The organism is Pseudomonas sp. ICMP22404 (genome assembly GCF_006227205.1).
Classification (GTDB): domain Bacteria; phylum Pseudomonadota; class Gammaproteobacteria; order Pseudomonadales; family Pseudomonadaceae; genus Aquipseudomonas.
In genome coordinates, this window is record NZ_VCNG01000001.1 from 495,457 (window position 1) to 518,823 (window position 23,367).

Sequence of the window (23,367 nt, forward strand, 5' to 3'; positions counted from 1 at the left end):
GTCATGGCCAAGCCTTCGTTTATCAATTTGTGGAAAGCCTATTCCGACCTGTTGGTTGCCCATCCTGACGCAAAACCCTGTGACGGTCCCTGGGCAAACCAATGCGCCATACGCATGAGCCTGACGCTCAATGCGGAGAAAACCATCAAGGTCAACAAATCCACCTACACCAAAGACCCCCTGTGCAAGCATGAACACGCCAGGGGCGCCGAGTCATTGGCCAATTGGTTGTGGAAACATCATCTGGGCCGTCCAACTATTCTCAGTAACAGCCCCGAAGACCGAAAGACATTGATGGGCAAGACCGGCCTGATTTTCTTCAAGGACTGCTTCCAGCAATCCGGAGAGACTGCCGAAGGTCGTAGCGGCGACCATATCGATCTATGGAATCGTGGCCTGACCCAAACCAGCGACCTTTTCTATCGATCCAAGAAAGTCTGGTTCTGGGAGCTCACTTAATGAACAAGGCCCTGTTCGCCCTATGCCTGACGACTAGCCTGACCAGCCTGAGCGCATGCGCCGAGCATGCCGGGACGCCGACCACCCAGGCGGTTTTCGAGGGCCAGCCACTCAGCCTGGTGGACGATCAGGGTCAATGCACGCTGGTCAAACCCGACCAGAGTCGCATGAAGCTGGACATGGAATGGCCGTGCGGCTTCAGCTTGGATAAACAGCAGAAATTGCGCGTGGAAATGTTCAATAACATCCCGATTTTTGCGGTCTGGCGCAGCGAACACATGCCCGCCCCCAGCCGCGATTGTCTGAGCAAAATGCAGGCTATTCGTCAGCTGCCGGAAGGTTTCGAGGCGGGAACGGTCAGCCTGTATGCAGCTTGCGGCGCCGGCGGAGACCAGAAAATGTACGTGGCACCCTTTACGTGGTAACCGAAATCGCCACCCGCGATCGCCTCCAACCCTCCCTATTGGACCGGTTGACCGACGACGATCCGACCAACCCCAAGGAAAGCGCCGACAAACGCGTGCTGTCCCTGACCCAATTGAAGGCCTCGGTGCTGCGTGACCTGGCGTGGCTGCTCAACACCACCTCATTGCTCGACGCCGATGCCACGCTGCACACCCCGGCGGGTACCTCAGTGGTGAACTTCGGGCTGCCGGCGCTGGCCGGCAACAGCGCGTCGAACGTCGATCTTTCGGCGCTGGAAGCGCTGATCCACCAGGCCATCGCCACCTTCGAGCCGCGCATCCTGCGTCATACCCTGCGGGTGCGGGCCCGGTCGACGGCCGAGATGAACCACAACGCCTTGAGCTTCGAGATCGAAGGCGACCTCTGGGCGCAGCCGGTGCCGTTGCGCCTGATGCTGCAAACCGACCTGGACCTGGAAACCGGCCATGTGCGCGTGGTCAACGCCGATCAGCGGAGACGCTCATGAACCCGCGCCTGCTGGAGCTGTACAACCAGGAACTGCACCACGTGCGCGAAAGCGCGGCGGAGTTCGCCAAGGAATACCCCAAGATCGCCAGTCGGCTGACGTTGTCCGGCATGGACTGCGCCGACCCCTATGTCGAGCGGCTGCTGGAAGGTTTCGCCTACCTGACGGCGCGGGTCCAACTCAAGCTCGACGCCGAGTACCCGACCTTCACCCACAACCTGCTGGAAATCGCCTACCCCCATTATCTGGCGCCGACGCCGTCAATGACCGTGGTGCAGATGCAGGCCGACCCTGACGAAGGCTCCTTGAGCAGCGGCTTCGAGCTACCCCGGGACAGCGTCCTGCGCGCCGCCCTGGGGCGTGAAACCCAGACCTGCTGTGAATACCGCACGGCCCACTCGGTGACTTTGTGGCCCTTGCAGGTCAGCCAGGCCGAGTACTTCGGCAACCCGTCCACGGTGCTCGGACGCCTGGCCGCCAGTGAGCCGAAAGCCAAGGCCGGCCTGCGCCTGACCCTGCGCACCGGGGCCGAATTGCCGTTCAACAGCCTGGCTCTGGACAATCTGCCGCTGTACCTCAGTGGTGCCGACGAACAACCGTTCCGCCTTTACGAACAATTGCTGGGCAGCGCCTGCGCGGTGTTCGCCCGCCAACCCGGCGGCAATTGGGTCGAGCGACTGCCCCAGGATGCGTTGCGCTCGCGCGGCTTCGATGATGTCGACGCTGCGCTGCCGGTGGTGCCGCGAGCGTTCCAGGGCTATCGCCTGTTGCAGGAGTACTTCGCCCTGCCCCAGCGCTTCCTGTTCGTCGACTTCACCCAACTGAGCCGAGCGGTCAAGCGTTGCGACGGCCAGGAGCTGGAGTTGATCGTGCTGTTCGACCGCCACGACCCGAGCCTGGAAGGCAGCGTCGGCGCCGCGCAGTTCCTGCCGTTCTGCACCCCGGCCATCAATCTGTTCCCCAAGCGCCTGGACCGCATCCACCTGTCGGACCGGGTCAACGAGCACCATGTGATCGCCGACCGCACCCGGCCGATGGATTTCGAAGTGCATTCGCTGACCGGCCTCACCGGCCACGGCACCGGGCCGGAGCAACCGTTCCTGCCGTTCTATGCCGTGCGCGACCCGTCCCGTTATGGCCGCGACCAAGCCTATTACACGGTGCGCCGTGAGCCCCGGGTGTTGTCCAGCGATCAGCGACGCAACGGCCCGCGCTCGACCTACATCGGTAGCGAAACCTTTGTCAGCCTGGTGGACAGCCAGCAGGCGCCCTACCGCCATGACCTGCGCCAACTGGGCGTGACGGCGCTGTGCACCAACCGCGACCTGCCGTTGTTCATGAGCGTGGGCAGCGGCAAGACCGACTTCACCCTGGCCGACAGTGCGCCGGTCGGCGCCGTGCGTTGCGTTGCCGGGCCGAGTCGGCCACGGGCCAGCCATGCCCACGACGCCAAGGCCTGGCGGCTGATCAGCCAGTTGTCGCTGAACTACCTGTCCCTCAGTGAACAAGGCCAGGGCGCCGCCGCCCTGCGCGAACTGCTGCGCCTGTACGGCGACAGCAACGATGCGGCGCTGCAATTACAGATCGAAGGCCTGCGGGAAGTCAGCAGCAAAGCCTGCACCCGACGCCTGCCGATGCCCGGCCCGATCGTGTTCGGTCGGGGCCTGGAGATCACCCTGGAATTCGATGAAAACGCGTTCCGCGGCACCGGGGTGTTTCTCCTCGGCGCCGTGTTCGAACGCTTCCTGGCACGCTACGTGTCGATCAACAGTTTTACCGAGACGGTGATCCGAACCACCGAACGCGGCGAGATCATGCGATGGAAAGCCAAGCCCGGACGTCGTCCGACCCTGTGAGTACCCTGGACGCGATGCACCAGGAACCCTGGGAATACGACTTCTTCCAGGCGTTGCGGCGCATCGAGTGCGAAACCCCCGAACTGCCGCGCCTGGGCCATTCTTTGCGCCTGGCCGATGATCCGCTGCGCCTCGGGCAACAGGCCGACTGCACCTTTGCCCCGGCCACCCTCGCCTCGGTGCAACCGGGTGTCGACGGTGCGCCGGCGCGGCTGGAGCAGTTCTTCTTCGGCCTCGGCGGCCCCAACGGCCCGATGCCGTTGCACATGACCGAGTACGTGCGCGAGCGTCAGCGCAACAACGCCGACAGCACCAGCAAACGCTTTCTCGATGTGTTCCACCATCGCCTGCTCAGCCTGTTCTATCGGGCCTGGGCCGAAGCGCGGCCAACGGTCAGCCATGACCGCCCGGACGACGACTACTGGTCGGCGCGCCTGGCGGCGCTCAGCGGCCGGGGCATGCCGAGCCTGCTCAAGCAAGGGCTGATCCCTGATACGGCAAAACTGCATTACAGCGGTCACCTGGCAGCGCAAACCCGCTACCCGGACGGTTTGAAAGCCATCCTCAGCGAGTATTTCGGCCTGCCGGTGGAGATCGAGGAATACGTCAGCCAATGGCTGGAGTTGCCCGAACGCAGCCGCGTCGGCGTCAGCGCCCATCAACTGGGCGTGGACTTCTGCCTGGGCCGCTACGTGTGGGACCGCCAGCACAAGTTCCGCATTCGCCTCGGGCCGCTCAAGTTCGTCGACTACATGGGCATGCTGCCCGGTGGTGAGCCGTTCAATGAGCTGGTGGCCTGGGTCGCCGAGTACCTGGGCCATGAACTGGACTGGGACCTGAACCTGGTCCTGGAACAGCCCGAGGTGCCGGCGCTACAACTCAACGGCCGTTTCCGCCTGGGGTTCAACACCTGGCTGGGACAGCCCGAAAAAGATGCCAACGATCTAATACTGGCCCGGCATTACGCCGAACAGGCCAACACCTCACAGACCTCAAGGAGCCATGAGCATGGGTGAAATCAGTCGCGCCGCGTTGTTCGGCAAACTCAACAGTGTGGCCTACAAAGCCATCGAAGCCGCCACCGTGTTCTGCAAGCTGCGCGGTAACCCCTATGTGGAACTGGCCCACTGGTTTCACCAGTTGCTGCAGCTGCAGGATTCGGACCTGCACCGCATCATCCGCCAGTTCAACGTCGAGCCGGCGCGCCTGGCCCGGGACCTGACCGACGCGTTGGACCGCCTGCCACGGGGCTCGACCTCGATCACCGACCTGTCCTCCCACGTCGAAGAAGCCGTGGAACGCGGCTGGGTCTACGGCAGCCTGATGTTCGGCGAAAGCCAGGTGCGCACCGGTTACCTGGTGCTGGGCATCCTCAAGACCCCAAGCCTGCGCCATGCCCTGCTGGGGCTGTCGTCGGAGTTCGACAAGGTCAAGGCCGAAGCCCTGAGCGAGCGCTTTGACGAGTACGTCGGCGACTCCCCGGAAAACGCCCTGACCGCCAGCGACGGTTTCAACGCGGGCAGTGTGCCGGGCGAAGCCAGCGGTGCCATGGCCCCCAGCGCCATGGGCAAACAGGAAGCCCTCAAGCGCTTTACCGTCGACCTCACCGAACAGGCCCGCAGTGGCAAGCTCGACCCGATCGTCGGCCGTGACGAAGAGATCCGCCAACTGGTGGACATCCTCATGCGCCGCCGGCAGAACAACCCGATCCTCACTGGTGAAGCCGGCGTGGGCAAGACCGCCGTGGTCGAGGGCTTTGCCCTGCGCATCGTTGCCGGTGACGTGCCGCCGTCCCTCAAGGACGTGGAACTGCGCAGCCTCGACGTCGGCCTGTTGCAGGCCGGCGCGAGCATGAAAGGCGAATTCGAACAGCGTCTGCGCCAGGTCATCGAAGACGTCCAGGCCTCACCGAAGCCGATCATCCTGTTCATCGACGAAGCCCACACCCTGGTGGGTGCCGGTGGCGCCGCCGGTACCGGTGACGCGGCCAACCTGCTCAAGCCAGCCCTGGCCCGCGGAACCCTGCGCACCGTGGCCGCCACGACCTGGGCCGAATACAAGAAGCACATCGAGAAAGACCCGGCTCTGACCCGGCGCTTCCAGGTGGTGCAGGTGGCCGAGCCGTCGGAAGACAAAGCCCTGCTGATGATGCGCGGCGTGGCCTCGACCATGGAGCAGCACCATCAGGTGCAGATCCTCGACGAAGCCCTGGAGGCCTCGGTCAAGCTGTCCCACCGCTACATCCCCGCGCGCCAGTTGCCGGACAAATCCGTGAGCCTGCTGGACACCGCCTGTGCTCGCGTCGCCATCAGCCTGCACGCCGTGCCGGCCGAAGTGGATGACAGCCGTCGGCGCATCGAAGCGCTGGAAACCGAACTGCAGATCATCGCTCGTGAGCACGCGATTGGCGTGGTCATCGGCACACGCCAGACCCAGACCGAAAGCCTGCTGAGCGCCGAACGCGAGCGCCTCGCCGAGCTGGAAAGCCGCTGGGCCGAGGAGAAGACTCTGGTGGACGAACTGCTTGCCACCCGCGCCACCCTGCGCGAACGCGTCGGTGTGGTGGACAGCGAGGACGCCAGCGAAGCTTCCGACAACGAAAGCCACGCCCTGCGCGAAAAGCTGGTGGACCTGCAACAGCGCCTGACCGCCCTGCAAGGCGAAACCCCGCTGATCCTGCCGACCGTGGATTACCAGGCCGTGGCCTCGGTGGTCGCCGACTGGACCGGTATCCCCGTGGGCCGCATGGCCCGCAACGAACTGGAAACCGTGCTCAACCTCGACCAGCACTTGAAAAAACGCATCATCGGCCAGGACCATGCCCTGCAGATGATCGCCAAGCGCATCCAGACCTCCCGCGCCGGCCTCGACAACCCGAGCAAGCCCATCGGCGTGTTCATGCTCGCCGGCACCTCCGGCGTGGGCAAGACCGAAACCGCCCTGGCCCTGGCCGAAGCCATGTACGGCGGCGAGCAGAACGTCATCACCATCAACATGAGCGAGTTCCAGGAAGCCCACACCGTGTCCACCCTCAAGGGCGCGCCACCGGGCTACATCGGCTACGGCGAAGGCGGCGTGCTGACCGAAGCCGTGCGGCGCAAACCGTACAGCGTGGTGTTGCTGGACGAGGTGGAGAAAGCCCACCCGGACGTGCACGAGATCTTCTTCCAGGTGTTCGACAAAGGCGTGATGGAGGACGGCGAAGGTCGGGTGATCGACTTCAAGAACACCCTGATCCTGCTGACCACCAACGCCGGCACCGAGCTGATCGCCGAGGTGTGCAAGAACCCGCAGGACGTGCCCGAGCCGGAGGAAATCGCCAAGGCCCTGCGCCAACCGCTGCTGGAGATTTTCCCGCCGGCCCTGCTCGGCCGCCTGGTGACGATCCCGTACTACCCGCTCAGCGACGAGATGCTCAAGGCCATCACCCGCCTGCAACTCAACCGCATCAAGAAGCGCGTGGAGAGCACCCACAAAGTCGCTTTCGACTACGACGACGCGGTGATCGACCTGATCGTCTCGCGCTGCACCGAAACCGAAAGCGGCGGCCGCATGATCGACACCATCCTGACCAACAGCCTGCTGCCGGACATGAGCCGCGAATTCCTGACCCGCATGCTCGAAGGCAAGGCCATGGCCGGCGTGCGGATCAGCGCGGTGGACAACGAATTGCAGTACGATTTCAGCGACGCGGCCTGACCTGACAGGAACACAGAAAACCCTGTGGGAGCGAGCCTGCTCGCGATAGCGGAATTACATTCAACCTCGCGTTGACTGACCCACCGCCATCGCGAGCAGGCTCGCTCCCACAGTGGGTTGCGCTCCTTCAGCCAACACAACTTGCACGGGACACTCGATGTTATTCAACCAAGCCTCACGCCTGGCCAAAATCACCAGCCCCCTGGGGCCCGAGGTGCTGCTGCTCAAGGACATGGGCGGCGGCGAAGAGCTGGGAAGGCTGTTCAACTATGAGTTGCAGCTGCACTCACTGGACAACGCCATCGATCTCAATCAGGTGCTCGGCAAACCCATGTGCGTGAGCATGCAACTGGACGGCGGTGGCGAGCGGCATTTCCACGGCATCGTGGCCCGCTTCAGCCAGAACGTCGACCAAGGCCAGTTCGCCAGTTACCAGGCCACGCTGCGGCCCTGGCTGTGGCTGCTGACGCGCACCTCCGATTGCCGGATTTTCCAGAACCTGACCATCCCGCAGATCATCAAGCAGGTGTTCCGCGACCTGGGTTTCTCCGATTTCGAAGACGCCTTGAGCCGGCCCTATCGCGAGTGGGAATACTGCGTGCAGTACCGCGAGACCAGCTTCGACTTCGTCAGCCGCCTGATGGAGCAGGAAGGGATCTACTACTTCTTCCGCCACGAGCAGGGCCGTCATGTGCTGGTGCTGGCCGATGCCTACGGTGCCCACACCAGCGCGCCCGGCTACGCGTCGGTGCCTTACTACCCGAAGAACGAGCAGCAACGCGAGCGCGACCACATTCACGACTGGCACCTGGCCCAGGAAGTGCAGCCCGGCTCGCTGGAACTCAACGACTATGACTTCCAGCGCCCCAGTGCGCGCATCGACGTGCGTTCGGCGATGCCCCGGCCCCATGCCGCCGGTGACTATCCGCTGTACGACTACCCCGGCACCTACGTGCAGAGCGAAGACGGCGAACACTATGCCCGCACCCGCATCGAAGCCTTGCAGACCCTGCACGAACAGGTCGAGCTGGCCGGTAACGCGCGGGGCCTGGGCTCGGGTCATCTGTTCAGCCTGACCGGCTTCACCCGCCAGGACCAGAACCGCGAATACCTGATCGTCGGGGCTCGCTACTACCTGTCCCAGGAAAGCGGCGAAACCAGCGGCGGCGCACCGTCGGCACAGTTCGAAAGCAGCCTGACCTGCATCGACGCGCAGCAGAGCTATCGCCCGCTGCCCCACACCCATCGGCCCATCGTCAAAGGGCCGCAGACCGCCCTGGTGGTCGGCCCCAAGGGCGAGGAAATCTGGACCGATCAGTTCGGCCGGGTGAAGGTGCACTTCTACTGGGACCGACACGACCAGTCCAACGAGAACAGCTCGTGCTGGATCCGCGTGTCGCAATCCTGGGCCGGCAAGAACTGGGGCTCGATGCAGATTCCGCGCATCGGCCAGGAAGTCATTGTCAGCTTCCTCGAAGGCGACCCGGACCGGCCGATCATCACCGGCCGCGTCTACAACGCCGAACAGACCGTGCCTTACGACTTGCCCGACAACGCCACCCAGAGCGGCATGAAGAGCCGCTCGAGCAAGGGCGGCACGCCGGCGAATTTCAATGAAATTCGCATGGAGGACAAGAAAGGCGCCGAGCAGTTGTACATCCATGCCGAGCGCAACCAGGACATTGTGGTCGAGGTGGATGAAAGCCATTCGGTGGGTCACGACCGCAACAAGAGCATCGGCCATGACGAGACAGTGACCATCGGCAACAACCGCCTGCGCATCGTCAAACAGGAAGACATTCTGTCGGTGGGCCTGCGCAAGACCGACAGCATCAGCCAGAGCTACGTCATCGAAGTGGGCGAAAACCTGCGGCTGGTGTGCGGTGAAAGCATCCTGGAGCTCAATGCCAGCGGCCAGATCAACCTGACCGGCGTGCAGATCAGCTTCTATGCCAAGGGCGATGCCGAGTTCAACACCGGTGGCGTCCTGCACCTGAACAATGGCGGCGGCCCGGGTGCCACCCCTGACGGCCAGGGCGTCAAGGCCAGCATCGACGCCAACGTCAAAGCCGCGTTCCCCAAGGGTTAATCCAGAGATTCAGGCGCCATGACTTACCGCATCAACGAATTCCAGCTCCAATTGCCGCCCAGCGAGTTGCTGGACGCGACGATCAACATCCTCAAGTTCCCCGAGCTGGGGACTTCGCTGATCGTCAGTCGCAGCTTGCTGGCCGACGGCGAAACCCTGCAAAGCAACCTCGACGATCAGCTCAAGCGCCTGGAAAAACAGGTACAGGAACTGCGCTGCCAACCGGGCGCCACGGTACGCCTGGGCGCCAACCAGGAAGTCGAAGGCATCGAGCTGCGCAGCCAGTTCAGCAAGGGCAACGAAAAAGTCTTCCAGTACCAGTTGGCCCTGGTGCTGCCCGGTACTCGCAAGATGTTTGCCCTGAGCTACGTCAAGCCCGAGCCACTCGGCGCTGCCGAAGCCGCGCATTGGGCTACGATCAAGAGTTCGCTCGTGTTCGACGGGCCGGTCTGATGAGCGACGTGCATGTCTGACGCGCTCTGGGCTGCAAGGCTGGGCGACGCGCTGGATCACACCTCGATGATGGCCGACATCCTCGGCGGGGTGCTGGAGGTGGCGGCCAACATCGCGATCACGGCCGTCGCCACCGCTGCCGTGGTCGCGGCCACCGGCATCACGGTCGCGACCGGCGGCCTCGGTTGCTTCCTGCTCGGCGCCGTGGTCGGTGCAGTCGTCGGCCTCGCCATGAGCAAGACCGGCGCCGACAAGGGCCTGAGCAATATTTGCGAGGGCATCGGCAACGCCCTCTTTCCGCCCACGGTGCAGGCCAACATCCTCACCGGTTCCACCGACACCCTGACCAACAACATTCCCGCCGCCCGCGCCGCCGGGGCCATCGAATCCCATGTCGCACCGGCCGGCACCGAGCTGGAAGCGCCCGAGCCCAGCTACCTGGACATGGCCGAGAGTTTCTTCTCGCAGATGTGGCGGCCCACCGTCGCCACACCCGCCCCCGGTGCCGTGCCCAAGCCGCTGGACATGATCACCTGCCTGAAGCACCCGCCGATGCCGCCGCAGTTCCTGGCTGAAGGTTCGGATAAGGTCACCATCAACGGCCAGCCCGCCGTGCGCAGCGGCGACCGCAGTACCTGCGAAGCCAAGGTGGTCTCGTCCGGGCTGATTTCTCCCGACGTGACCATTGGCGGCGGCACCGTGGTGGTACGCGAGATTCGCAGCGGCAAGACGCCGGGCGTGGGGCTGGCGGTCACCGCGTTGCTGATGCTCAAGGGCGGCAAGGGCAAGTTCCTGAGCAACCTGCCGTGCATGTTGATAGGCGGCGCGGCCTCGATGGCGGTCAGCAGCGCGATGGGCGCGGCGGCCAACGCGGCCATGGGCTCATCGAACCCGGTGCATGCGGCGACCGGCGCCAAAGTATTGGGGGATGTCGAGGAACTGGACTTCGTCTTGCCGGGCATCCTGCCCATCGACTGGCAGCGTTTCTACAACAGCCGCGACGAACGCCGTGACGGCCTGTTCGGTGCCGGCTGGAGCGTCGCCTACGAAATACGCGTAGAGGTCCTGCCCCATCCCGAGGGCGGCGAAACCCTGATCTATACCGACGAACAGGGCCGGCGCATCGACATGGGTTCGATCCCCTTGGGCGGCGCGGTGTTCAGCGCCGGCGAAGGCCTCAGCGTGCGGCGGCACGCCAACGGTGAACTGCTGATCGAAAGCGCGGACGGGTTGTACCGGTTGTTCAAGCCCACATCGGCGAATGCCACGCGGCTGCGCCTGGAGCAGCTCGGTGATCGCAACGACAACCGTATCCACCTCGACTACGACGAAAGCGGGCGCCTGGTGCGGCTACGCGACACCTTCGATCAGGTTCAGGTCGAACTGGCCTACGACGAGCACCAGCCACGACGGGTCAGCCGAATCGACCGCCTCTACCCCGACCAGCGCCGCGAAGTACTGATGCACTACGGCTACGACGCCCAGGGAGACCTGGCGCAGGTGCGCCAGTCCAACAGCCAGGTCAAACGCCGTTATGCCTACGACTTCGGGCGGCGGATGGTGGAGCATCAGTTGCCCACGGGGCTGCGGTGCTTCTACGAATGGGCCTTGGTCGAAGACCGGGAATGGCGTGTGGTCCGCCATTGGACCGACGCCGGCGATACCTACACATTCGACTATGACCTGGCCGGCGGCATCACCCGCATCACCGACGGCTTGAATCGCGTCAGCACCCGGCGCTGGGATGCGCGCTACCAGATCACCGAAGCCACCGATGCACTGAATCGCACCTGGGCATTCGAATGGAACGACGAAAGCCAGTTGCTGGTAGCGACCGACCCCAACGGTGGGCAGCATCAGTTCAGCTATGACGAAGCGGGCAATCTCTGCCAAACCCTCGACCCGCTCGGCCGCAGCGAATCGACGCTGTGGCTCGAACACTGGGCCCTGCCTCTGGCCGAAACCGATGCCGCGGGCAATACCTGGCAGTACCGCTATGACGCGCGTGGCAATCGCATTCGCGAAACCGACCCGCTGGGCCACGTCACCCGCTATCGCCACGACGCCCACGGCCAAGTGGTGGAAGTCATCGACGCCAGCGGCAAAAGCAAGACCATGCGCTGGACGGCCCTCGGCCAACTCAGCGAACACACCGACTGCTCCGGCTACACCACCCGGTTGAACTACGACGAGCGCGGTCTGTTGCTCAGCAGCAGCGATGCGTTGGGGGAACGCACGCGCTTCAGCTACGACGACCAGGGCCGGTTGCTGAGCAAGCAGTTGCCGGACGGTCGCATCGAACACTATCAACGCGATGCCAGCGGCCAGTTGATCGGCTACAGCGATCCCGCCGGCCACACCACGTCTTTCCAACACACGCCGAGCGGTCAACTGCGCCTGCGCACCGATGCCCATGGCCGACGGGTGGAGTTGAGCTACGACAGTTATGGGCGGCTGCTGGCCCTGACCAACGAGAACGGCGAAAGTTATCGGTTTGCCTGGGATGCGGGCGACCGCTTGAGCGCCCAGCACAGTCTGGATGGCAGCCTCAAGCGCTACGCCTACGATGCGCTGGACAACGTCACTTGCGTGCAGGCCTTCGCCGTTCCCGGCAGCACCGACCTGGACCTCTCGCCGCAAGCGCCCGTCATCCATGAGCTGGAACGCGATGCCATGGGTCGGTTGGTCGCCAAGGTCACCGCCGATGGGCGAACCGAATACCGCTATGACGCCCTCGATCAGGTCAAGGCCATCACCTTCACCGGCCTGGCCGGCGAACAGCAAAGCATCGGCTTCAGCTACGACGCGCTTGGTCAACTGATCACCGAACAAGGGTGGGCCGGTCGCCTCACGCATCGCTATGACGAACTGGGCAACCTTACACAGACTCAGCTCCCCGATGGTCGCTGGCTGAACCGCCTGCACTACGGCAGCGGCCATTTGCACCAGATCAACCTCGATGGCCAGGTCATCAGTGACTTCGAGCGCGACCGCCTGCACCGCGAGGTGCTGCGCACCCAGGGCAGTCTCAGCACCCGTAGCGAATACGACCGCAGCGGCCGCTTGCGGGCCCGTCAGCGACGGCAACGGGAGCAGTCGACACTGCTGCCGCCAGCGGCGCAGTCGTTGTTTGCCTACGACGGCAGCGATCAGCTGGTGGAGCGCTTCGACAACCAGCCCGAAGCGCCCCATCGTCAACTGCTGCACTACGACGCCACCGGCCGCATCCTCGCCAGCCAGGACAATCTCAAGGGTCAGCGTGAAGGTTTCGCCTACGACCCGGCCGCCAACCTGCTCGACGGACTGGCGGGCTCCGGCCACGTCACCCATAACCGCTTGCTGACCTATCAGGACAAGCGCTACCGCTACGACGGCTTTGGCCGCATGGTGGAAAAACGCAGCAGCCGACGCGGTGTCCAGCGCTTCAAGTACGACGCCGAACAGCGTTTGGTGGAGGTGCACAACGACAACGGCTCGGTCGTGAAGATGACCTACGACCCGCTGGGCCGACGCATCGAAAAAACCGAGTACGATCGCCATGCTACCCCGCTTGGTCGTACGCGCTTTACTTGGGATGCGCTGCAACTGTTGCAGGAACACCGCGACAGCCAGACCAGCCTCTACATCTATGCCGACGACGGCCACGAGCCTTTGGCGCGGGTCGATGGCCTTGGTGAGCAGCAAAAGGTCCGTTACTACCACAACGACTTCAACGGCCAGCCCGAACAACTTTCGGAAAGCGACGGCCATACGCTCTGGCGCGCCCATTACCAAGTGTGGGGCAACACCGCCGAAGAGCTGCGCGAACCGTATTACATCGAAGAGCAGAACCTGCGGTTCCAGGGCCAGTACCTGGACCGCGAAACCGGGCTGCACTACAACACCCTGCGCTTCTACGACCCGGACATAGGCCGTTTCACCACGCCGGACCCCATCGGCCTTGCCGGGGGGCTGAACCTCTACCAGTACGCACCGAACCCGGTGAGCTGGATCGACCCTCTGGGGCTGATGAAATGCACCACCCCGCCGAAGGGGCGCAAGGTCAATCGGACGGTTTATCGGTTCGAAGAACCCGGGCGGATCAGCACCACCTGGACCGCCCACAAGTGGAACGTTGCCGCCCGGCACCGTTATACCGCGCCGGGGCTTGGCGGCGTCTATGGCGCCAACTCGCGCAAGACCGCCATGGGCGAGGTCAATCACTGGGGCGTGGACCTGTCCACGCGGGTGCTGGTGAGCAAAAAGGTGCAGCTCAACAACGTCCTCGATCTGACCCGGGCCGATGTGCGCAAACAACTGGGCGTGTCCCTTAAAAGCATCACCGGCAACAAATACACCCAGACCCACCAGATTGGCGCCTGGGCCAAGGCCAACGGTTATGATGGGATCCTGGCGCCGTCGGCGCGAAACCCGACCGGCAGCAACTTGATCTCCTTTGCAGGTTTTTGACATGGGACTGGAAGACGAATATGTCGGCGACGCCGACTGGCAAACTTTCGTGCGCCTGTACGAAGAGGACTACCTCGACGACAGCGCTCGCACGCTCGCCAAGGCCATGGACGACCACCTCGACATGGCCGTGGTGCTCTACGGGAAACGCGGGCTCAAGGAGGGCATGTGGTGGCTGGAACAGGTCGTGCCGGCCCTGGGTAACAAGCGCCCGGCCGATTGCCTCAAGAATCCAAAGCTGGTCAAACGCCTGAGAATGGCCTTGATGAGCATGCCGTAACCCATAGCAATACACCGTGAAGTGCTGTGCACCCAAGGGCAGACCCGCACCCGCAGCGAATAAGACCGCAGTCCCTGTGCCTTGCGCACCGCATCAGTCGAAACTCAGCACCTCGCCGCCCTTGGCCTCGAGCATTTCGCTGAACACCGGCAACCTGGCAACGAAATCCGCTTCGAACGCCAGGTAGCGGTCCTGTGCCGGCAGGTAACGCACCTGCGGCTTGATACGCCGGATATCCTGGCTGGACAGTTTGAGCACCTGGTTGTCGAGCTGATTCCAGAACCAGGCCAGGGTGTACGAGCCGAACGTATTGGTGGTGTAGTTCCAGACCCACCAGTCACCGTGCCCTCGGCTGACATGAACATGCCCGTGGAACGTGCGTAGCGTGATGAGGTTCTTTGGCTCTGTGACGAGCAGGCGAGTGTCCTGGCGCACCTCGCTGCCAAAGCCATCCAGCAGCGCCTTCGTTGCGGTGCCCGTGACCAGGTTGAAGCGCCACGCCAGCAGCACGGTCTCGTGGTAGCGCGGGTCTTCGAGATTAGGGCGCTTGTCTTCGCTGAACAGCAGGATCTCATCACCCCCCAGGTAGGCGGTCGAAGCCCTGAGGTGGTAGCCGTCCACCGCCGGCATCGGCCTGGCGGCGATGGCCTGGTGCGGTGGGTCCTGGTTCCAGATCCAGCACTGTGGGCCGTTGTGTTGCATGAACAGCAGGCGACGGGGGCCGATAGGCAGTATCGTCAGTTCATCCGGGTGTTCGAAAATGACTTCGCTGGCCTGCGCGGAGATCCGCCAGATACGCGTCATCGGCACCGGCTCGTAGATGCGCTGGCGTTCGAAGACCTCGGTATCCACCACGACGCAGGGTTGTTCAAACCCTGGCCACTCTACCTCGGCAGGGCCGAAAGCCTGGATGTCGTCGCCTTGGCGAACTTCGTACTTATAGCGGTCGTCCGAACTGTAGTCGCCGCTCCTGACCCGACGCCGCCACAGGCTGCGCCGGGCATTGGCGTCGATGAGCTGCAGATCGGCGCCGTCGAGCCCATCGGTGCGATGTTCGAGCATGTCCTGCTCGGCGGGCGGCCACTGATTGTAGTCAATCAGGAAGCACAGCCACTGCTCATCGTCCTGCTCGGTAATGGCGGCCCAACCGTTGTGGTAGTTGCCGTCATGGACGTAGGTGGGGCCGGGATAGTCGTGCACTTCCTGGAGCCAGTTCACCTTGCTGCGCCTGGCCGGTTTGCGCGCGGTTTTCCGCTCAGCGACCCTAGCCTTTTCCGGCTCGATCAAGCTCGCTGTGAAGTCCTCCTGGTCTTGCCAGTGCCTGGCAAATGCCTCGCGCTGCTCGGTCGGGACCACCACCGGCCGATAATCATCGCCGCCAGCGTCCAGGTTCCACAGGTCATAGGCGCTTTCAGCCAAGGCGTTCGCCAGCGCCTGGAAGCAGATCTCGGGCATTTCGTTGGAGAGCTCGTCCAGCAACGCCTCGAATGGCTGGCCGACAAACACGTCGATATCGGGGTAGTAATGCTGGAGCAACCCAAGGAGCTCGCCGCCCGGCGTTTTCCAGTCGATATGAACCAGCGGATCAAAACGAGATTGCATCACGCCTGCCTTCCTTGAGTGTAAGGGCCAGCCCTAAATGCCAGTCAGTTAAGCCTGTGGGAGCAAAGCTTGCTCGCGATAGCAGTAAGTCAGTCACCCATAATGTTGACCGGCCTGCCGCTATCGCGAGCAAGCTTTGCTCCCACAGGTTTCTGCACCGCCCTGTCAGATGTTGGCCGGCACGAAATCCGGGCCGCCCAGCTTGTCACGCACTGTCACTGCCGAGCGCATCAACGGTGTCCACATGCCATCCGGGCTGTTCCACGTAGCGCCCGCCCAGCGGGTATCGGCTACCAGTTCGGCCTTGTGCCGTTCCAGCAAACGCTTGAGGGCGACGGCGACACTGCCCATGTCCACGTCAAACAGATCGCCATAGGGGCCTTGCGGCTGCTTGCGCTGTTTGTCCTGACAGAAGCGGTAGTACCAGACCCAGTCGTGGGCGATGTAGATCGCCCGCGTGCGGTCCGGGTAGGTCGCCAGCATCGTCAGCAGCGCCGAGACGAAGCGCATGGGGAAGCTGGCGTCGTGGGTCTGGCGCCAGTACGGCATGATCAACTGGTCGAACGCGGCCACCACGTTCTGCGGCTCGTCGTTATCGCTCTTGGCTTCGAGAAAGTAGAACGGCTCGCCCACCAGGAACTTGTCCAGATCGTTATTGGCCAACGCCAGCAGCAGCACGTTGTCACTTGGATTGCTCATTGGATTCTCACTACGTCTCGGGTGGTCATCAACGCGTTGATATCGTTGCCATGGGCGATGGGCACGTTGTCCAGCACCGCTTCGCGCATGCCGCCCGGATGGGTCAGGCCGCCCGGCCGCCACAGCGAGTTCACCCCGCCTTCGTTACCGGTGGGCATCAGCACCTTGGGGTTGTCCAGGTTCATCATGTAGATGTCCTTGCCCACCAGCGATCCCGGATCGTAACCCAAGGCCGACTCAAGTACCGACACGTCGCCGGTTTTCTTGTACTCGGCGACCACGGCGTTCAGGTCGGATTTTGCCATGACGAACTTGTTCGGGTTGAACGAACCATATTTGGGGTTGGCGATATCGTCCGAGGTGAACAGGAAACTGCCACCCTCCTCCTCGAAGGTCTTGAGGTGCTTATCGACATACGGGCCTTCCAGATAATCCCGCGGCGGCGGTCGGCTGCCCTTGGGAATCGCCATGATATCGGCTTCGGTCACCCCCGCCTTGTAGGCCGCCGCGCGGGGTGTCGGGGTCGCGCCTAGGCGAGCCATTTTCGGCCCCAGGCCCAGCAGCGCCATGCCGGCGATGCCCTGGAGCAAGTCGCGATAACCCGGGCCGAGGCGGTCGCCCAACTGACCCAACAGCGCCATGCCCCCCATCATCGCGCCACCGATCACCACAAACCCGGCGAAGGCCGCCGCACCGGCCATCGCCGCCAGCACCGCGGCGGCGCCCATGGCGACCATGCCCAGGGCTTCCAGCCCGGTGTGCAGCCACCCTTCGAGATCGAGGACAAAGGCGACCGCAACCGTTGGCCCGCCAATGAACGTATTGGGGCTGCCGCTCTTGATGTGCGCGCCGCAGACCATCTTGCTCTGCAACCGCGCCGCCGGCCTGCCATTGATGAAAACTGTTGCGCTGCCTTCGGCGATCAGCACCGGGAATGGCCAGATCGGGTGATTCATCGGCAGGCCCGAACACGAGGACGACACGTCTGCCCCCGCGCGCATCGCGTTGCGGTTATTGATCTGGACGTTGAGGCTGCCCATGACCAACACTCCCGTGGTCGGCTCGGGCAGGTTGAAGATGGTGTTCAGGCCCTTGATGATCTGGAACATCGACAGGCCGCCCGCGGCAATCGAACCGGCCATGATCGCCAGCGCCACGCCGCCGGTCGCCACGGTGGCTGCGACCACCGCCGCACCGATCAACGCACCGGCAACGGCACCCGCCACCATCGCGGCGACACCAAAACCGTGGGCAATTTCATCGCCAAGACGCGCAGCGGCCAACATATCCATTTGGGGTTATCGTCTTCGCGCAGGGTAATCAGGCCGTTTGTGGACGCAGCTTGAGTGAGTGCATGGCCATCTTCCACGCCGACTCGTGGTGCACGAGATCGTTCGGGGTGGTGGTCAGGGTCGTGATCAACCCCACGGGCTGGCGGTCGATGAACACCTGGCGCAGCATCAGCTCCCGCCCCTCGCGCTGCCAGCTGTAATCGAGCAACACCGCTGCATGGCCATGGAGCGCGAAATCCCAGCGCTTGATCAGATTGAATCCGGGCAACTGCTGCTCGGCGCTTGCCAGTTGCGTGGCGACGTAGTCGTTGAACGGTGTATCGCCCCGGCCCGGGTCGCGGCTGATGACGAAACTGGCTTCCCTGGCCGTTCCGACGGCGGGCAACTTGAAGATGTTAATGCTCTGGTCCTGCCAACTGTCGGGAATGTCGAGGTCGGCTTCTTGGAGGCGATAGAGCGGCATGATTCGGGTTGTTTCCAGGCAAGGAGGTGGCGGAGTCAGCGGCAGATCTTCAAGCAATAGATGGTAACAATCAAGGCATGGGGAGGGGCCGTTCACGGGGCTATGACACCCGTCTCATTTCTCCCTCCCACAGCCTCCCTGGTCACCCGTTACCTGGATCTTCAAGCCGTCTTGCACGTCAACCAGGCGCTCCAGAACAGGCTGCTGAAGAAGCGGGTGGCATCGCCGAATCCGGACTCATGCAACAACGTCATGACGGCTGCCTCGGAATGCGGAGGGTCGGCACCTTCAAGGATCTTACCGAGCTTGACCTTCACTTCATCCGGACTTGCGCCGTGCTGCCGCCAGCGTTGTCCCCAGGCCGCCAGCAGCAACGGTTGGCTGGCATAAGCGTATTGGTTCCCCGCCACGACCAGAGGCGCCCCCGGTTTCAAATGGGCCCGTATGGACCGAAAGATCTGCCGCTTGGCTTCATCGCCCTCGAGGTGATGGAACACACCGATCAGGGTGGCGGCATCGTAAGACCCGTCCGCTGCCAGGTCCTCGACCTGACCGAGATGCAGGCGTGTTCTTTCAAGCAAGCCGTTCGCCTCCAACTGTTGCCTGGCGGCCTCCAGCATCGGCTCAGAAGGGTCGACGGCAGTGAAGCGCCAACCTGGCTCCAACGCTGCCATTGCAATGATCTCCTGAGCCGTGCCGCCAGCGCCCACGACCAGTATGTTCGCCGAGCCTGTCTGATCGAGGCTTGCCGCCAGCATGCAGGCGGCCAAGTCTTGGCAGGCGTCATACCCGGCCAGCGCGATACGGCTTTGTCGACCGTATTCATTGGCTCGGGCGGCATCGAATTTTGCAGCTGAGGGGTGTGGGGATGATTTCAAGGCGGCTCTCCTATGTCCGAGAATCAAGCTACGTCACCCGTTGGGATAATAAAAATTCATTAATTTCATGCGCTACATTCCCATCAGGAATGGCAAGCTCTATTCGAATTGAATTCGACGCCAGGGTAAGCTTCCCTCCAGCCCCCATCTCGAGCCGCACAACGATGAATAACCAGGCGATGCGCCGTGTGTTAATGGCTTTGATTTTCCCGCTGATGTGCGCGCCCGTGCATGCGGCAACGTGGCAGATCTGCCGTCTGGAACTGCGCATCGTCGAGGTGCTGAAACAACCGTATCCGCAGCTCCAGGCCGAGGTTCTGAAAGTAAGCCGCAAATCGCCCGCGATCGAATGTCCGGAGGAAGGCTCGAGCCTCACGTTCACGCCGGAAACCCCCGACTACCAAGCCACGCTGCCCCGCAAGCAATGGCCGGGGAAAGGGCAGTCGGTGCGTGTCGACTACCGGTATCTGGATGGCATTTGCAAGGGCGATGGCAATAACTATGCGTGCCGCATCAGGCATTACCCGGTGGTGGGTCGGTAGACCGCTATCGCGAGCAGGCTCGCTCCCACAATGGATTGGGGTCGTTCGCAGATCCCCTGGGGGAGCGAGCCTGCTCGCGATAACAGCTTGACGGGCACTGGGCCACTGAAAAAAAGCCATAAAAAAGGGCATCCGACTCCCTCGTCATGCCCTTTTTCATTGCTGCTTTATCCCCTCTGCCCGAGGAGCCCGTAGCAATTACGGGTTGACGCTGTCCTTCAACATCTTGCCCGGTTTGAAAGCAACGGTGTTGCTGGCCTTGATTTTCACCGGCTCACCGGTTTGTGGGTTCTTGCCGGTGCGGGCGCCGCGGTGACGTTGCAGGAAAGTGCCGAAGCCCACCAGGGTGACGCTGTCCTTGCGGTGCAGGGCGCCGGTGATTTCTTCCAGGACGGCGTTGAGGACGCGGTTGGCTTGTTCTTTGGTGAGGTCTGCTTTTTCCGCGATGGCGGCGGCGAGTTCTGGTTTACGCATGAATGAAGCCCCTTTGACGGTTTTTTTGTTGTTATGTCTGGACTGTTCTCTTGGGAAACAGCCTCTAAGGCACCGCAGGCTCTACACTGCGGCAGACGGGAGTGAGGATGGCACGGGCCCGGACACGACGCCAGTGTCCGCGCGACCTTTGTGGCATCAAAAGCATGGCTTTTGCGACAGACCCCCCAGTATTTACGCCAGCAAGGGCGGAAGTTCCTTGTTCAGGGCCAGTTTCTCCGTCACCGCTGTGCCTGTCAGGGCATAGCCCAGGAGGTTGCCTTCGGCGTCGCGGCACAACACCTTGATGTCGGAGCCCTGCCCTTCGACACTCCAGGTACCCTCACGGCCCCGTGGTGGCGGCGATACGACCAACGGGCATACCGGTGTCTTCACAGTAATCGGCATCGGACCGTAGCCGACGGCGGTCGGATTGCCCGCCAGGGTCTGGGCCAGGGCGCGGGCGCAGCTCATCAGCGGCATCACGTACAGCAGGTTCAAGCCATCGACCTCGGCGCAGTCGCCCAGGGCATAGATGTTGGCGTGGGATGTTTTCAGGTGGCGGTCGACCACCACGCCCCGATTGACCACCAGGCCGGCGGCGGCCGCCAGGTCGATACGCGGACGCAGGCCGATGGCCGAAACCACCAGGTCGCAGGCGATCACCTGGCCGTCGGACAGATGCGCCTCCAACCCGTCGGCGACCCGTTGCAGGCGGTTGAGTACCGGCCCCAGGTGGAAGCGGGCACCCAGGCTTTCCAGTCCAGCCTGCACCGCAGCGGCGGCAGCCGGATGCAGCAGCGTCGGCATGACCTGCTCGCAGGGCGCCACCAGTTGCACTTCGTAGCCGCCGAGGATCAGGTCGTTGGCGAATTCACAGCCGATCAGGCCGGCGCCCAGCAACAGCACCCGGCGCTTGCCGGCGGCCGACGCACGAAAGCGGGCGTAGTCTTCCAGGTCATTGATGGGGAAGATCAGGTCCGCCGCGTCGCCTTGCACCGGCACGCGCACGGTTTCAGCGCCCCAGGCCAGGACCAGGTCGCGGTAGTTCAGCGCTTCTTCACCGATCCACAAGCGCTTGTGGCCCGGATCGATGCCGCTGATACGGGTGTGGGTGCGGACTTCAGCCTTCAGTTGCTCGGCCATGGTCCCCGGCTCGGCCATGCTCAGGCCGTCGGCGTCCTTGTTCTTGCCAAAGCCGGTGGAAAGCATCGGCTTGGAGTAGGAACGACCGTCGTCCGCGGTAATCAGCAGCAGCGGGGTCTCGCTATCGAGTTTGCGAAACTCCCGGGCCAGGTTGTAACCGGCCAGGCCGGTACCGACGATGACGACAGGTGCGCTCATGTTGCTCTCCATGGGGCCTTTACGTGAAGGATGATCAGTTGATTTCGATCATTTCGAAGTCCATTTTGCCGACACCGCAGTCCGGGCAAAGCCAATCGTCTGGAACGTCCTCCCAGCGGGTGCCGGGCGCGATGCCATCGTCAGGCCAGCCGTCAGCTTCGTTATAGATCAGGCCACAGACGATACATTGCCACTTCTTCATTCCAATTCTTCCTCAAGATGTCAGGCCTTGGCCGGTATTTTCCGACTCAGGGCCGTTTTGTACTGATGGCTCGCGGCAGATGCAAGCACGATCGGCAGGCCGCAGGCCGGGCCAGTCAAAACCAGCGTCCGACATGGTAAGCTCGCGGCCTCATTTGCTGCCATTCAAGACTTCTGTGCCGCATACAAATTCGATATTTCCTACACTTCAATGGCAGCCCCGGCACCTGCTGTCACCTCGCCCCGATGCCGGTGTACTCGACTGGCTGTTCGACGAAGGCTCCCTGACCCGGCGCCTCACGCACCTGTCGGACGGACATTTCAGTGTGGCACCGTTGTTCGAGGGCTGGCAGCCGCTGCGCGACGACGAGTGTGCCGCGCTGGACCTGGCTCCTGGCAGCGAAGGCTGGGTGCGCGAGGTGTATCTGCACGGCCACGGCGAGCCCTGGGTGTTCGCCCGCAGCGTGGCGGCCCGCAGTGCATTGCAGGGCGACGGCTTGCAGATGGACGAACTGGGCAGCCGATCCCTGGGTGAGCTGCTGTTTAGCGACCAGGCTTTCCAGCGCGGGGCCATCGAGGTGTGCCATTACCCCGAGCCATGGTTGCCGCACGAGGTGCGCGCCGCTGAGTTGTGGGGCCGGCGCTCGCGTTTCGATCGCGGGGCGTTGAGTGTGCTGGTCGCGGAAATCTTCCTGCCGCGCCTGTGGAGCGTCGCCCGCGCCTATTCGGAGACTTGCTGATGTACTTGCAACTGCTCAAATCCTTGAATCGCTTGAACCCGCGGGCGTGGGACTTCGTGCAATTGACCCGCATGGACAAGCCCATCGGCATCTATCTGCTGCTGTGGCCGACCCTGTGGGCACTGTGGATTGCCGGCGACGGCTCGCCGTCGCTGGCCAACATCGTGATATTTGTTCTCGGCGTGACGCTGACCCGGGCCGGTGGCTGCGTGATCAACGATTGGGCCGACCGCAAGGTGGACGGCCACGTCAAGCGCACCGCACAGCGCCCGCTGGCCAGCGGCAAGATCAGTTCGAAAGAAGCCCTGGTGTTCTTCGCCGTGCTGATGGCTGTGAGTTTCCTGCTGGTGCTGTGCACCAACACGCCGACGATTTTGCTGTCCTTTGGCGGGCTGGCGCTGGCCCTCACCTACCCGTTCATGAAGCGTTACACCTACTACCCGCAGGTGGTGCTGGGCGCGGCGTTCTCCTGGGGCATGCCAATGGCGTTCACCGCCGAAACCGGCCATTTGCCGGCGTCCGCGTGGTTGCTGTACATCGCCAACCTGCTGTGGACCGTGGCCTACGACACCTACTACGCGATGACCGACCGGGACGATGATTTGCGGATCGGCGTGAAATCCACGGCGATTCTGTTTGGCGATGCCGACCGGGTGATCAATCTGACGCTGCAGGGCCTGGCGCTGGGCTGCCTGCTGCTGGCCGGCTCGCAGTTCAAGCTGGGCGGCTGGTTCCACCTGGGGCTGCTGGTCGCCGCCGGGTGTTTTGCCTGGGAGTTCTGGTACACCCGTGGCCGGGACCGGATGCGCTGCTTCCAGGCGTTCCTGCACAACCATTGGGCGGGGTTGGCAATTTTCGTGGGGATTGTGCTGGATTATGGGTTGCGCTGAGGCTAACTGTGGCGAGGGGCGGTGCGACG

General features: G+C 63.2%; 21 protein-coding genes. 13 read left to right on the top strand and 8 right to left on the bottom strand.

From position 1 onward, the window contains the following. Window positions 1–3: 3 nt before the first annotated feature. From FGE05_RS02315 to FGE05_RS02360, 10 genes are all read left to right on the top strand, one after another. Window positions 4–459, top strand: a complete 456-nt coding sequence (locus FGE05_RS02315) for a T6SS effector amidase Tae4 family protein (protein WP_024776799.1) — start codon at window positions 4–6, stop codon at window positions 457–459. Next, window positions 459–884 carry a hypothetical protein gene (locus FGE05_RS02320; RefSeq protein ID WP_024776798.1) on the top strand — a complete coding sequence of 142 codons (426 nt, stop codon included), beginning with the start codon at window positions 459–461 and terminating at the stop codon, window positions 882–884. The genes FGE05_RS02315 and FGE05_RS02320 overlap by 1 nt, the downstream gene beginning before the upstream one ends. Then, entirely contained in the window at window positions 878–1,390 is a 513-nt protein-coding gene (gene tssE / locus FGE05_RS02325) for a type VI secretion system baseplate subunit TssE (RefSeq protein ID WP_139641220.1), read from the top strand. Before FGE05_RS02320 ends, tssE begins: the two co-directional genes overlap by 7 nt. Beyond that, on the top strand, window positions 1,387–3,246 hold the full coding sequence (gene tssF / locus FGE05_RS02330; protein WP_139641222.1) for a type VI secretion system baseplate subunit TssF: 1,860 nt from the start codon (window positions 1,387–1,389) through the stop codon (window positions 3,244–3,246). Before tssE ends, tssF begins: the two co-directional genes overlap by 4 nt. Further along, window positions 3,210–4,262, top strand: a complete 1,053-nt coding sequence (tssG, locus tag FGE05_RS02335) for a type VI secretion system baseplate subunit TssG (protein WP_139641225.1) — start codon at window positions 3,210–3,212, stop codon at window positions 4,260–4,262. The genes tssF and tssG overlap by 37 nt, the downstream gene beginning before the upstream one ends. Continuing rightward, entirely contained in the window at window positions 4,255–6,945 is a 2,691-nt protein-coding gene (tssH, locus tag FGE05_RS02340) for a type VI secretion system ATPase TssH (RefSeq protein ID WP_055136873.1), read from the top strand. The genes tssG and tssH overlap by 8 nt, the downstream gene beginning before the upstream one ends. 157 nt (window positions 6,946–7,102) lie before the next feature. Further along, entirely contained in the window at window positions 7,103–9,034 is a 1,932-nt protein-coding gene (locus FGE05_RS02345) for a type VI secretion system tip protein VgrG (RefSeq protein ID WP_024776793.1), read from the top strand. Between the two features lie 18 nt (window positions 9,035–9,052). Next, window positions 9,053–9,487: a DcrB-related protein gene (locus tag FGE05_RS02350; protein WP_139641227.1), complete on the top strand. Its 435-nt coding sequence runs from the start codon at window positions 9,053–9,055 to the stop codon at window positions 9,485–9,487. 12 nt (window positions 9,488–9,499) lie between these two features. Further along, on the top strand, window positions 9,500–13,936 hold the full coding sequence (locus FGE05_RS02355) for an RHS repeat-associated core domain-containing protein (RefSeq protein WP_139641229.1): 4,437 nt from the start codon (window positions 9,500–9,502) through the stop codon (window positions 13,934–13,936). 1 nt (window position 13,937) lies between these two features. After that, a complete protein-coding gene (locus tag FGE05_RS02360; RefSeq protein WP_139641231.1) occupies window positions 13,938–14,216 on the top strand; it encodes a hypothetical protein in 279 nt (92 codons plus the stop codon). A 93-nt stretch (window positions 14,217–14,309) separates the two neighbouring features. Here the strand turns inward: FGE05_RS02360 and FGE05_RS02365 are convergent, their stop codons facing one another. From FGE05_RS02365 to FGE05_RS02385, 5 genes are all read right to left on the bottom strand, one after another. Next, entirely contained in the window at window positions 14,310–15,818 is a 1,509-nt protein-coding gene (locus tag FGE05_RS02365) for a hypothetical protein (protein WP_139641233.1), read from the bottom strand. A gap of 165 nt (window positions 15,819–15,983) precedes the next feature. Beyond that, window positions 15,984–16,517 carry a hypothetical protein gene (locus FGE05_RS02370; RefSeq protein WP_139641234.1) on the bottom strand — a complete coding sequence of 178 codons (534 nt, stop codon included), beginning with the start codon at window positions 16,515–16,517 and terminating at the stop codon, window positions 15,984–15,986. Continuing rightward, a complete protein-coding gene (locus FGE05_RS02375; protein WP_139641236.1) occupies window positions 16,514–17,809 on the bottom strand; it encodes a PAAR domain-containing protein in 1,296 nt (431 codons plus the stop codon). Before FGE05_RS02375 ends, FGE05_RS02370 begins: the two co-directional genes overlap by 4 nt. Before the next feature lie 28 nt (window positions 17,810–17,837). After that, entirely contained in the window at window positions 17,838–18,272 is a 435-nt protein-coding gene (locus FGE05_RS02380; RefSeq protein ID WP_139641238.1) for a DcrB-related protein, read from the bottom strand. Between the two features lie 161 nt (window positions 18,273–18,433). Further along, window positions 18,434–19,150, bottom strand: coding sequence for a class I SAM-dependent methyltransferase (locus tag FGE05_RS02385; RefSeq protein ID WP_139641240.1), 717 nt, complete (start codon window positions 19,148–19,150; stop codon window positions 18,434–18,436). Window positions 19,151–19,314: 164 nt separating this feature from the next. Here FGE05_RS02385 and FGE05_RS02390 point away from each other — a divergent pair, with 164 nt between their 5' ends. Next, window positions 19,315–19,692, top strand: a complete 378-nt coding sequence (locus FGE05_RS02390; protein WP_257225561.1) for a hypothetical protein — start codon at window positions 19,315–19,317, stop codon at window positions 19,690–19,692. 198 nt (window positions 19,693–19,890) lie between these two features. Here FGE05_RS02390 and FGE05_RS02395 read toward each other — a convergent pair whose 3' ends face one another. From FGE05_RS02395 to FGE05_RS02405, 3 genes are all read right to left on the bottom strand, one after another. Further along, window positions 19,891–20,166, bottom strand: coding sequence for an HU family DNA-binding protein (locus FGE05_RS02395; RefSeq protein ID WP_024777879.1), 276 nt, complete (start codon window positions 20,164–20,166; stop codon window positions 19,891–19,893). A 192-nt stretch (window positions 20,167–20,358) separates the two neighbouring features. After that, window positions 20,359–21,507 (bottom strand): NAD(P)/FAD-dependent oxidoreductase, encoded by a 1,149-nt coding sequence (locus FGE05_RS02400; protein ID WP_139641242.1) that lies wholly within the window; start codon window positions 21,505–21,507, stop codon window positions 20,359–20,361. A gap of 34 nt (window positions 21,508–21,541) precedes the next feature. Further along, the gene (locus tag FGE05_RS02405; protein ID WP_139641244.1) at window positions 21,542–21,709 is read right to left on the bottom strand and encodes a rubredoxin; all 168 of its coding nucleotides are present in this window, start codon (window positions 21,707–21,709) and stop codon (window positions 21,542–21,544) included. Window positions 21,710–21,884: 175 nt separating this feature from the next. Between FGE05_RS02405 and FGE05_RS02410 the strand changes: the two genes are divergently transcribed. Both FGE05_RS02410 and ubiA read left to right on the top strand, forming a co-directional pair. Further along, complete coding sequence (locus FGE05_RS02410; protein WP_257225562.1) at window positions 21,885–22,448, top strand: chorismate lyase; 564 nt, start codon at window positions 21,885–21,887, stop codon at window positions 22,446–22,448. Continuing rightward, on the top strand, window positions 22,448–23,338 hold the full coding sequence (ubiA, locus tag FGE05_RS02415) for a 4-hydroxybenzoate octaprenyltransferase (protein ID WP_139641248.1): 891 nt from the start codon (window positions 22,448–22,450) through the stop codon (window positions 23,336–23,338). The genes FGE05_RS02410 and ubiA overlap by 1 nt, the downstream gene beginning before the upstream one ends. Window positions 23,339–23,367 lie beyond the last annotated feature (29 nt).

What these genes read in the sequence shown, in the direction of transcription:
- FGE05_RS02315 (WP_024776799.1), top strand. Translation starts at nt 4, where the DNA reads ATGGCCAAGCCTTCGTTTATCAATTTGTGGAAAGCCTATTCCGACCTG.
- FGE05_RS02320 (WP_024776798.1), top strand. Translation starts at nt 459, where the DNA reads ATGAACAAGGCCCTGTTCGCCCTATGCCTGACGACTAGCCTGACCAGC.
- tssF (WP_139641222.1), top strand. Translation starts at nt 1,387, where the DNA reads ATGAACCCGCGCCTGCTGGAGCTGTACAACCAGGAACTGCACCACGTG.
- tssG (WP_139641225.1), top strand. Translation starts at nt 3,210, where the DNA reads ATGGAAAGCCAAGCCCGGACGTCGTCCGACCCTGTGAGTACCCTGGAC.
- tssH (WP_055136873.1), top strand. Translation starts at nt 4,255, where the DNA reads ATGGGTGAAATCAGTCGCGCCGCGTTGTTCGGCAAACTCAACAGTGTG.
- FGE05_RS02345 (WP_024776793.1), top strand. Translation starts at nt 7,103, where the DNA reads ATGTTATTCAACCAAGCCTCACGCCTGGCCAAAATCACCAGCCCCCTG.
- FGE05_RS02350 (WP_139641227.1), top strand. Translation starts at nt 9,053, where the DNA reads ATGACTTACCGCATCAACGAATTCCAGCTCCAATTGCCGCCCAGCGAG.
- FGE05_RS02355 (WP_139641229.1), top strand. Translation starts at nt 9,500, where the DNA reads ATGTCTGACGCGCTCTGGGCTGCAAGGCTGGGCGACGCGCTGGATCAC.
- FGE05_RS02360 (WP_139641231.1), top strand. Translation starts at nt 13,938, where the DNA reads ATGGGACTGGAAGACGAATATGTCGGCGACGCCGACTGGCAAACTTTC.
- FGE05_RS02365 (WP_139641233.1), bottom strand. Translation starts at nt 15,818, where the DNA reads ATGCAATCTCGTTTTGATCCGCTGGTTCATATCGACTGGAAAACGCCG.
- FGE05_RS02370 (WP_139641234.1), bottom strand. Translation starts at nt 16,517, where the DNA reads ATGAGCAATCCAAGTGACAACGTGCTGCTGCTGGCGTTGGCCAATAAC.
- FGE05_RS02375 (WP_139641236.1), bottom strand. Translation starts at nt 17,809, where the DNA reads ATGGATATGTTGGCCGCTGCGCGTCTTGGCGATGAAATTGCCCACGGT.
- FGE05_RS02380 (WP_139641238.1), bottom strand. Translation starts at nt 18,272, where the DNA reads ATGCCGCTCTATCGCCTCCAAGAAGCCGACCTCGACATTCCCGACAGT.
- FGE05_RS02390 (WP_257225561.1), top strand. Translation starts at nt 19,315, where the DNA reads ATGAATAACCAGGCGATGCGCCGTGTGTTAATGGCTTTGATTTTCCCG.
- FGE05_RS02395 (WP_024777879.1), bottom strand. Translation starts at nt 20,166, where the DNA reads ATGCGTAAACCAGAACTCGCCGCCGCCATCGCGGAAAAAGCAGACCTC.
- FGE05_RS02400 (WP_139641242.1), bottom strand. Translation starts at nt 21,507, where the DNA reads ATGAGCGCACCTGTCGTCATCGTCGGTACCGGCCTGGCCGGTTACAAC.
- FGE05_RS02405 (WP_139641244.1), bottom strand. Translation starts at nt 21,709, where the DNA reads ATGAAGAAGTGGCAATGTATCGTCTGTGGCCTGATCTATAACGAAGCT.
- ubiA (WP_139641248.1), top strand. Translation starts at nt 22,448, where the DNA reads ATGTACTTGCAACTGCTCAAATCCTTGAATCGCTTGAACCCGCGGGCG.